Source organism: Streptomyces sp. OfavH-34-F (genome assembly GCF_022347745.1).
In the GTDB taxonomy this organism is placed as follows: Bacteria; Actinomycetota; Actinomycetes; order Streptomycetales; family Streptomycetaceae; genus Streptomyces.
The window spans coordinates 1-9,084 of the sequence record NZ_JAKRGC010000267.1 but is presented as its reverse complement, the minus strand read 5'-3'; the positions used below and the strand labels follow the sequence as shown (position 1 = coordinate 9,084).

Sequence of the window (9,084 nt, the reverse complement as noted above, 5' to 3'; positions counted from 1 at the left end):
CGTACCCCACGAGCACGGGCTGACGGCCCTTGGGCTCCTCCGCCGGGGCTTCCTCCGGGGCGGCCTCGGCGGCGGGGGCGGCCGGGGCGGCGGGCGCGTCGCCCGAGCCCGGCGCCACGTCCACCGAGATGATCACCTGGCCCACATCGACCGTGGTGCCCTCGGGGAAGCGCAGCTCGTGCACCACCCCGTCGAAGGGGATCGGCAGCTCGACGGCGGCCTTCGCGGTCTCGACCTCGCAGACCACCTGGCCGTCCGTGACGGTGTCGCCCGGCTGGACGTACCACTTGAGGATCTCGGCCTCGGTCAGTCCCTCGCCCACGTCGGGCATCTTGAACTCACGGAAGCGAGCAGCGTTGGCAGTGTCGGTCATCGTGGTCACGCTCCTCTCTCCTCAGTACGCCAGCGAGCGGTCGACGGCGTCGAGCACGCGGTCAAGGCCCGGCAGGTACTCCTCCTCCAGCCGCGCCGGCGGGTACGGGGCGTGGTAGCCGCCGACCCGCAGCACGGGCGCCTCCAGGTGGTAGAAGCACCGCTCCGTGATGCGGGCGGCGATCTCGGCCCCGGAGCCGTAGAAGACGGGCGCCTCGTGGACCACGACCAGGCGGCGGGTCTTCTCGACGGACGCCTGGACGGTGTCGAAGTCGATCGGGGACATCGAGCGCAGGTCCACGACCTCGATCGACCTGCCCTCCTCCTGGGCGGCCGCGGCGGCCTCCAGGCAGACCTTCACCATCGGCCCGTACGCGGCCAGCGTCAGGTCCGTGCCGGTGCGGGCGACGGACGCGGCGTGCAGCGCGCCGGGGATGGCCTCGGTGTCGACGTCGCCCTTGTCCCAGTAGCGCCGCTTCGGCTCGAAGAAGATGACCGGGTCGTCGCTCTGGACGGCCTGCTGCATCATCCAGTACGCGTCGGACGCGTTGGACGGGGAGACCACCTTGAGGCCCGCGACGTGCGCGAACAGCGCCTCGGGCGACTCGCTGTGGTGCTCGACGGCCCCGATGCCGCCGCCGTACGGGATGCGCACGACGACGGGGAGTTTGACCTTGCCCAGCGCGCGGGCGTGCATCTTCGCGAGCTGCGTGACGATCTGGTCGTACGCGGGGAAGACGAAGCCGTCGAACTGGATCTCCACGACGGGCCGGTAGCCGCGCAGCGCGAGGCCGATCGCCGTACCGACGATGCCGGACTCGGCGAGCGGGGTGTCGATGACGCGTTCCTCGCCGAAGTCCTTCTGGAGGCCGTCGGTGATCCGGAAGACGCCGCCGAGCTTGCCGACGTCCTCCCCCATGATGAGGACCTTGGGGTCGGTGTCGAGGGCCCTGCGCAGCGACTCGTTGAGCGCCTTGGCGAGGGACATCTTTGCCACGGCCATGGTTACTCGCCCTCCTCGGCGAACGATGCCTGGTAGGCGGCGAACTGGGCGCGCTCCTCATCCACGAGCGGGTTGCCGTCCGCGTAGACGTGGTCGAACATCGCCATCCGGTCCGGGTCGGGCATCGCCCGCACGGCCTCGCGGACGCGCTTGCCGAGCGCCTCGCTCTCCTCGTCCAGGGCGGTGAAGAACGCCTCGTCGGCGGTGCCCTGCTTCTCCAGGTACGTGCGCAGGCGCAGGATCGGGTCCTTCGCCTCCCAGGCCGCGCGCTCCTCGTCCGCCCGGTACTTCGTCGGGTCGTCGGAGGTGGTGTGCGCGCCCATGCGGTACGTGAACGCCTCGACCAGGGTCGGGCCCTCGCCGCGCCGGGCCCGCTCCAGGGCGGACCGGGTGACGGCCAGGCAGGCCAGCACGTCGTTGCCGTCCACCCGCACGCCGGGGAAGCCGAAGCCCTGGGCGCGCTGGTAGAGCGGGACGCGGGTCTGCCGCTCGGTGGGCTCGGAGATCGCCCACTGGTTGTTCTGGCAGAAGAAGACGACCGGGGCGTTGTAGACGGCGGAGAAGGTGAACGCCTCGGCGACGTCGCCCTGGCTGGAGGCGCCGTCCCCGAAGTACGCGATCACGGCCGAGTCCGCGCCGTCCTTGGCCACGCCCATGGCGTAACCCGTGGCGTGCAGGGTCTGCGAGCCGATGACGATCGTGTACAGGTGGAAGTTGTTGCTGTTCGGATCCCAGCCGCCGTGGTTCACGCCGCGGAACATGCCGAGCAGGTTGGTCGGGTCGACGCCGCGGCACCAGGCCACGCCGTGCTCCCGGTAGGTCGGGAAGACGTAGTCGTCGTCGCGCAGGGCCCGGCCGGAGCCGATCTGGGCGGCCTCCTGGCCGAGCAGGGAGGCCCACAGGCCCAGCTCTCCCTGACGCTGGAGGGCGGTGGCCTCGGCGTCGAAGCGACGGGTGAGGACCATGTCCCGGTACAGGCCGCGCAGCTCCTGCGCGGTCAGGTCGATCGAGTAGTCCGGGTGCTCGACGCGTTCGCCCTCGGGCGTCAGCAGCTGTACGAGCTCGGGTGCGGAACTTTCCGGCGCCTTCGCGGGCGTTTTCGCGGCGCTGGTCCGCTTGCTGCTGCGTCGCGGTTTGCGCGCGGCAGTGCTCTCCACGGTCACGTGCGTGCTCCTCCGTCGGTCCGGCCCCCGGGGTCTGCCGGGAGACCAGTGCGGCTCGCCTGTGTCCGACCCGTGCACGGGGTGGGTGCCGCTCGGTCCGGGAAACAGGCGTGACAGGTGCCCCGGCGAGCGCCCTGTCCAAGGCACGTTACCCAGTGCTTCGCGTAACTGCGAAACCCTTCCTGACCTGCGATTTTGCTTGGATATCCAAGTAAATCGAGGAATTCGGAAAGGCTTGCTGGTCACAGCACTGATCACAGCCTCGCAGGCCGCCGGAACAACGGCACGTTATCCCGCCGGGCAGCGGCAGGGAAGGGGCGAGTGTGTGAGACTGCGATTGTGCGCGAAGAAGGAAAAATCACCGTTTTTCTGCTCGATGACCATGAAGTCGTCCGGCGCGGAGTTCATGAGCTGCTCTCGATGGAGGACGACATCGAGGTGGTCGGCGAGGCCGGCACGGCGGCCGACGCGCTGGTGCGGATTCCGGCGGTCCGGCCGGACGTGGCCGTGCTCGACGTACGGCTGCCGGACGGCAGCGGGGTGGAGGTCTGCCGCGAGATCCGCTCCCAGGACGACTCGATCAACTGCCTGATGCTGACCTCGTACGCCGATGACGAGGCACTGTTCGACGCGATCATGGCGGGCGCGGCGGGCTATGTGCTCAAGGCGATCCGGGGCAACGAGCTGCTGGCGGCGGTCCGGGACGTGGCGGCCGGCAAGTCGCTGCTCGACCCCGTGGCCACCGCGCGTGTGCTGGAGCGGCTGCGCGACGGCAAGGCGGGCCGGGGCGACGAGAAGCTGGCGACCCTGACGGACCAGGAGCGCCGCATCCTCGACCTGATCGGCGAGGGCCTGACCAACCGGGCGATCGGCGAGCGGCTGCACCTCGCCGAGAAGACGATCAAGAACTACGTGTCCAGCCTGCTGTCCAAGCTGGGCATGGAGCGCCGCTCGCAGGCCGCCGCGTACGTGGCCCGGCTCCAGGCCGAGAAGCGCTGAGCCGAAGGCGCGGAACGGGACTTTGGTCCCGTCACAACCGGGGCCCCGGCCTCTTATCCGCTCCTCACGGGTGTCCGACAGTGGAGGCATGTCCCACGAGGAACTCCAGGCGATCGACCTGCTCGGCCGGGTGCCCTACGGCCGGCTGGCAACCAGCATGCGGGCCCTGCCGATCCTGACGGTGGCCCGGCACATCGTCATCGACGGCCGCGTCGTGCTGCGGATGCACAGCGGCCTCGGCCACCACGGCGCCTGCGACGGCGCGGTCGTGGCCTACGGCGCGGACAACTTCAACACGGCCCCCGTGGGCACCGAGGACCTGTGGTCGGTGCAGTTCACCGGCCCGGCCCGGATCGTCGAGCCGACGCCCGCCCAGCGCGAACTCTTCGGGCCGCCGCCCATCGAGGTGAACGGCGAACCCTTCGCCCCCTCGTACCTTTGGCTAGAGCCTCACTTCGTCACCGTGCACACTCTGGACTTCCACGCAAGCCAGCAGATCCGCAACGCAGCGTGATCTAACATCTGAAGCGTGTCGCGCTCATCTGTAGCCTCCCCGCCGGTACCCCCGGTCGGCGAGGTGCTTCGCCGTTATCCGCACGCCGGTGAGCCGCTCACCTGCACCCCGCTGTCCCAGGGCCTGCTCAACCATGGTTACCGGGTGTCCACCACCCGTGGGTCGTACTTCCTCAAACATCACTCGGACGATGCCACGCGCGGCCGCGCCACCATCGTCCGCCAGCACCGCGCCACGCGCCGCCTGCAGTCACTCGGTGTGCCCGTCGCCCCGCCGGTCGAGGCCCGCGACGGCGAGACGGTCACCGAGATCGCCGGCCACCGCTACGCCCTCCACCCGTGGGTGGACGGCCTGCACCGGGGCGGCGCCCAGCTCACCCTCGCCCAGTCGACACGGCTCGGGACGCTCCTCGGAGCCGTACACACGGGTCTCGCCCAGGTGATGGACGGCGAACGGGACACGGAGACGGTCCCCGGCGGCAGCCCGGCGGGTTACGCGAGCCCCGAGGCGGCCGACACCTACGCGCTGATCGGCGACCTGCTCGCCGCCGCGCGCGGACGCGGCACCCGGGACTCCTTCGACGAGCTGGCCGAGCACCGGCTGCGCGAGCGGCGGACCCTGCTGGAACGGTACGCCGACCGCCGCCCTCCCGAACCGGCCGCGCCCGCGACCGGCTGGGTGCACGGCGACTTCCACCCGCTGAACGTGCTCTACCGGGACGCCGAACCGGTCGCGATCCTGGACTGGGACCGGCTGGCCGTCCAGCCGAGGGCGGAGGAGGCGGTACGGGCGGCGGCGATCTTCTTCGTCCGGCCGGCCGGCGAACTGGACCTGGCCAAGGTGCGGGCCTACGCGCGGGCCTACCGGCGGGCGGCCGGGGCGGGCGCGGCGGAACTGGCGGCGGCGGTGCACCGGGTCTGGTGGGAGCGGCTCAACGACTTCTGGATACTCCGGTGGCGCTACTGCCTGAACGACCGGAGGGCCGACCCGCAGTTCCCCGCGGTGTCGGCCCTGGCGGTCTGGTGGACCCGTGAGTACGACGCGGTGCGCGAGGCGTTCACGGAGTAGGGGATGCGGGGCTCAGCCGGTGGCCGATCCCGCGCCGGCCGTGTTCGTCCCGGTGGAGGCCCCTGCGGCGGCGCCGCCCGCGGCCCCGTCCGCACCGCTGGACGCGCCCTGGCTGGTGCCGCTGGACGTGCCCTCACCGGCGGTGTCGCCGCCGTTGGCGCCGGTCTCGCCCTCGGTGGTGGTGCCGGGGTCGCCGTCGGTGCCGGTGCCGCTGTCGCCGGAACCGCCGCTGCTGTCGTCGCCGGTGCCGGTGCTGCCGCCGTCCTCGGTGCCGCCGTCGTCCGTACCGCCGGTGCCCGGTGCGGGGGCGGTCGCGGAGGGGGACTCGGAGGTCGGGGTCTCGGAGGGGGACGGCTGCCAGGTGTTGTCGTTCCAGCCGCCGCCGGTGTTGCCGCCCGGCTGCCGGGTCTCCTGGGTGTCCTCCGGGGTCGGCGTGGGGGACTCCTTGGTGGGCTTCGGCGAACTGGAGGTCTCGGCGGGCTTCTTCTCGTGCTTCGTACCGCCGCCGTCTGCCGCGCTGATGGCGATGGCCACGCCCGCGCCGATCGCGATCAGGGCCAGCACGACGAACAGCAGCAGCTTGCCGCGCCCGTTGCCGCCCTGCCGGGTGCTGCCGCCGTCGTAACCGCCGTCGTCCGGGTTCATCGGCGGCAGGATCGGCGCCTTGGAGGTGTCCCCGTGCTGCGGGTAGCCCATGGCGCGGGTGGCGCCGGTCATCCCGCCGGGCGGGGTGGCGGGCCCGTCGTTCAGCATCACGGGGCCGGTGTTCCACGTCCCCGTGTGGCCGCCCTGCACCTGGAGCATCTGGAGGCCGTACTGGACCAGCCCGCGCATCTCCTCGGCGCTCTGGAAGCGGTCGTCCGGGTCCTTCGCCAGCGAGCGCATGACCAGCCCGTCCAGCTCCGGCGGCACCGAGTCCAGGACGTTCGACGGCGGGATCGGAGTGTCCTGCACGTGCTGGTAGACCACGGAGAGCGGCGTCTCGCCCGTGAAGGGGGGCCGCAGCGCCAGCAGTTCGTACAGCAGGCAGCCGGTGGCGTACAGGTCGGAGCGGTGGTCCACGGCCTTGCCCAGCGCCTGCTCCGGGGAGAGGTACTGCGGGGTGCCCATGACCATGCCGGTCTGCGTCATAGTGGCCTGCCCGCTGTGCAGCGCGCGGGCGATGCCGAAGTCCATCACCTTGACCGCGCCGGAGTGGGTGATGATCACATTGGCGGGCTTGATGTCGCGGTGCACGATGCCGTGCTGGTGCGAGTAGGCGAGCGCCTCCAGCACCCCGGAGACGATGATCAGCGCCTGCTCCGGCGGCGGCGCCTCGGCGCTGATCAGCAGATCGCGGATCGTGCGGCCCTCGACCAGCTCCATCACGATGTACGGGACGGTCTGGCCGGCCACCGTGTCCTCGCCGGAGTCGTACACGGCCACCACCGCATGGTGGTTGAGCCCGGCGACCGACTGTGCCTCGCGGGTGAAGCGGGCCTTGGAGACCGGGTCCTCGGCGAGGTCGGAGCGGAGCAGCTTCACCGCGACCGTACGCCCGAGCCGGACGTCCTCCGCCGCGAAGACCTCGGCCATGCCGCCCCGGCCGAGCCGGTGGGTCAGCCGGTAGCGTCCGTCGCCGACGACCCCGCCGATGCCCCAGGAATCGGTGCCATCCGGAACGCCGCCGCCGTTTGCTTCGGGTTCGGGTGCCATCAGTCCTCGCCGTCGTATCTGTCCGCGTCTGTTCGCGCGTCCGCGCGTCCGCGGGGTCTCACGGTGCCTTGCTGCGGTGCCGGCCGCGTTGCCGGTCGCATTGCCCCGTCACGCTACAGCCTCAGTCGGACAGGCCGATTCGGCGCCGGACCGGCCATCCAATCGGCTGGCGCGCCACCGGCGCAAATTCCATGCTGATCCTGTAACGCTTCCGAGACGCTTCCAGCGCGTACGGTCACGGAACGGGCACCCGGCTTGACGTGTCGTACCCCTCGGGCAGACTTGGCCCGGTATACGGATCATCGCGTGAGCTGCGCGCCGAGATCGCGTGGGTCGCGCGCCGAGGGGGAAGCAAGTCATGAGCCAGGACGGTACGCAGGGTCGCTATGCGGGCGGTGCGGTCGCCGGCGGCCGCTACCAGCTGCGCGATCTGCTCGGCGAAGGCGGGATGGCGTCCGTATATCTGGCGTACGACACCGCGCTCGACCGGCAGGTCGCGATCAAGACGCTCCACACGGAGCTGGGCCGCGAGCAGTCCTTCCGGGAGCGCTTCCGCCGTGAGGCGCAGGCCGTCGCGAAGCTCCAGCACACCAACATCGTCTCGGTGTTCGACACCGGTGAGGACGAACTCGGCGGCGCGCTGATGCCGTACATCGTCATGGAGTACGTCGAGGGGCAGCCGCTCGGCTCGGTCCTGGCGGCGGACATCCGGGCGCAGGGCGCGATGCCCGCCGACAAGGCGCTCAAGGTCACCTCGGACGTGCTGGCCGCGCTGGACACCAGCCACGAAATGGGCCTGGTCCACCGCGACATCAAGCCGGGCAACGTCATGGTGACCAAGCGCGGCGTCGTGAAGGTCATGGACTTCGGCATCGCCCGCGCCATGCAGTCGGGAGTCACGTCGATGACCCAGACCGGCATGGTCGTCGGCACCCCGCAGTACCTCTCCCCCGAGCAGGCCCTGGGCCGCGGGGTGGACGCGCGCTCCGACCTCTACTCGGTCGGCATCATGCTCTTCCAACTGCTGACCGGGCGGCTGCCGTTCGACGCGGACTCCCCGCTGGCCATCGCGTACGCGCATGTCCAGGAGGAGCCGGTCGCCCCGTCCACGATCAACCGCTCGCTGACCCCGGCGATGGACGCGCTCGTCGCCCGCGCCCTCAAGAAGAACCCGAACGAACGCTTCCCCAGCGCCGCGGCCATGCAGGACGAGATCGCCCGGGTGCTGAGCGCGGGCGGCCCGACGAGCGCCCCGGTGATCGTGGCGAACGGAAGCGCCCCGGCCAACAGCGGCTCGGGGGTCGGCTCGGCGGTCTTCCCGCCGGTCGACCAGTCCGGTGCGGCCCCGCAGGGCGTCCACACGCCGTACCAGCCGGGCCCGTACCAGCCGCAGCAGCCCGCCCCGTACGGACCGGCCACCCCGGCCCCGGCCACGAACCCGTCGTACGGCTACCCGCAGACCGGCGCCCCGGCCTACCAGAGCCCAGCGCCCATGGCGCCGATGCAGTCGACGCCCCCGCCGTTCACGATCTCCCCGCAGACGGCGTCCACCGCCGCGCCGGGCGGCGGCTCGAAGCCGAACAGGTCGGTGATCATCGGCTCGATCGTCGTCGCGCTGGTCGCGATCGGCGGCCTGATCACGGTCATCGCGCTCAACGGCGGCGACAAGAAGGACGACACGGAGGCCAAGCCCGGCCCCTCCGCCTCGGGCGAACACCGTCCCCCGGAGCGCAACCGGACGATGAAGACCGAGAAGTGCACGGACGCCAGCGAGGACACGAACGACCCCAACAAGGTCGACGCCCCCAACTTCATGTACAAGGACATCCTGTCCGCGCGGGCCTGCGCGGACGCGGCGGGCTGGACGATCAAGGTGAAGAAGGTGGCGGGCAACGCCTACGCCGAGGACCAGGTCATCAACCAGTTCCCGTCCCCCGGGACGGCCGTGCCCGAGACCGGCGCGCACTTCGAGCTGGAGATCTCGACCGGAGACCCCGCGTAGTTCTTCCCCGCGCACGGACGGGTGCCGGCGGAGGGGTGCCGGCGGACGGGTGCCATCCGTACGGCCCGTCCCAGATGCCTCTCGTGCCGCCGCGTGTGACGGTGGCGGCATGGCTTCGGGACAGCTCTCCACGCGCTCCTCGCGCGGCGTGGCCTGCCTGGCGCTGACGGCTGCCGCGACGCTGGGCGCGGCCGCCCCGGCCACCGCCGCGGGCCCCTCGGCCCCTTCCGTGACCGGGTCGCCCTCGCCGGGCCCGTCCGGACCCGCC

General features: G+C 71.6%; 8 protein-coding genes. 4 read left to right on the top strand and 4 right to left on the bottom strand.

All coding sequences use genetic code 11. The features are described from left to right. The 3 genes from MHW47_RS27615 to pdhA form a co-directional block, all read right to left on the bottom strand. A partial coding sequence (locus MHW47_RS27615) for a biotin/lipoyl-containing protein (RefSeq protein ID WP_308381721.1) occupies nucleotides 1–382 on the bottom strand: 382 nt, incomplete at its 3' end. A 12-nt stretch (nucleotides 383–394) separates the two neighbouring features. Continuing rightward, nucleotides 395–1,375 carry an alpha-ketoacid dehydrogenase subunit beta gene (locus MHW47_RS27610; RefSeq protein ID WP_239226481.1) on the bottom strand — a complete coding sequence of 327 codons (981 nt, stop codon included), beginning with the start codon at nucleotides 1,373–1,375 and terminating at the stop codon, nucleotides 395–397. A 2-nt stretch (nucleotides 1,376–1,377) separates the two neighbouring features. Beyond that, a complete protein-coding gene (pdhA, locus tag MHW47_RS27605) occupies nucleotides 1,378–2,538 on the bottom strand; it encodes a pyruvate dehydrogenase (acetyl-transferring) E1 component subunit alpha (RefSeq protein WP_239226480.1) in 1,161 nt (386 codons plus the stop codon). A 339-nt stretch (nucleotides 2,539–2,877) separates the two neighbouring features. Between pdhA and MHW47_RS27600 the strand changes: the two genes are divergently transcribed. The 3 genes from MHW47_RS27600 (at nucleotide 2,878) to MHW47_RS27590 (ending at nucleotide 5,119) form a co-directional block, all read left to right on the top strand. Continuing rightward, nucleotides 2,878–3,537, top strand: coding sequence for a response regulator transcription factor (locus MHW47_RS27600; RefSeq protein ID WP_239226479.1), 660 nt, complete (start codon nucleotides 2,878–2,880; stop codon nucleotides 3,535–3,537). Between the two features lie 88 nt (nucleotides 3,538–3,625). Continuing rightward, a complete protein-coding gene (locus MHW47_RS27595; protein WP_239226478.1) occupies nucleotides 3,626–4,051 on the top strand; it encodes a pyridoxamine 5'-phosphate oxidase family protein in 426 nt (141 codons plus the stop codon). Nucleotides 4,052–4,114: 63 nt separating this feature from the next. Further along, a complete protein-coding gene (locus MHW47_RS27590; protein WP_239226482.1) occupies nucleotides 4,115–5,119 on the top strand; it encodes a phosphotransferase in 1,005 nt (334 codons plus the stop codon). 12 nt (nucleotides 5,120–5,131) lie between these two features. On the opposite strand, the gene MHW47_RS27585 is transcribed toward MHW47_RS27590, so the two are convergent. Further along, complete coding sequence (locus MHW47_RS27585) at nucleotides 5,132–6,814, bottom strand: protein kinase (RefSeq protein WP_239226477.1); 1,683 nt, start codon at nucleotides 6,812–6,814, stop codon at nucleotides 5,132–5,134. Between the two features lie 358 nt (nucleotides 6,815–7,172). Between MHW47_RS27585 and MHW47_RS27580 the strand changes: the two genes are divergently transcribed. Next, on the top strand, nucleotides 7,173–8,816 hold the full coding sequence (locus MHW47_RS27580; RefSeq protein WP_239226476.1) for a protein kinase: 1,644 nt from the start codon (nucleotides 7,173–7,175) through the stop codon (nucleotides 8,814–8,816). Nucleotides 8,817–9,084 lie beyond the last annotated feature (268 nt).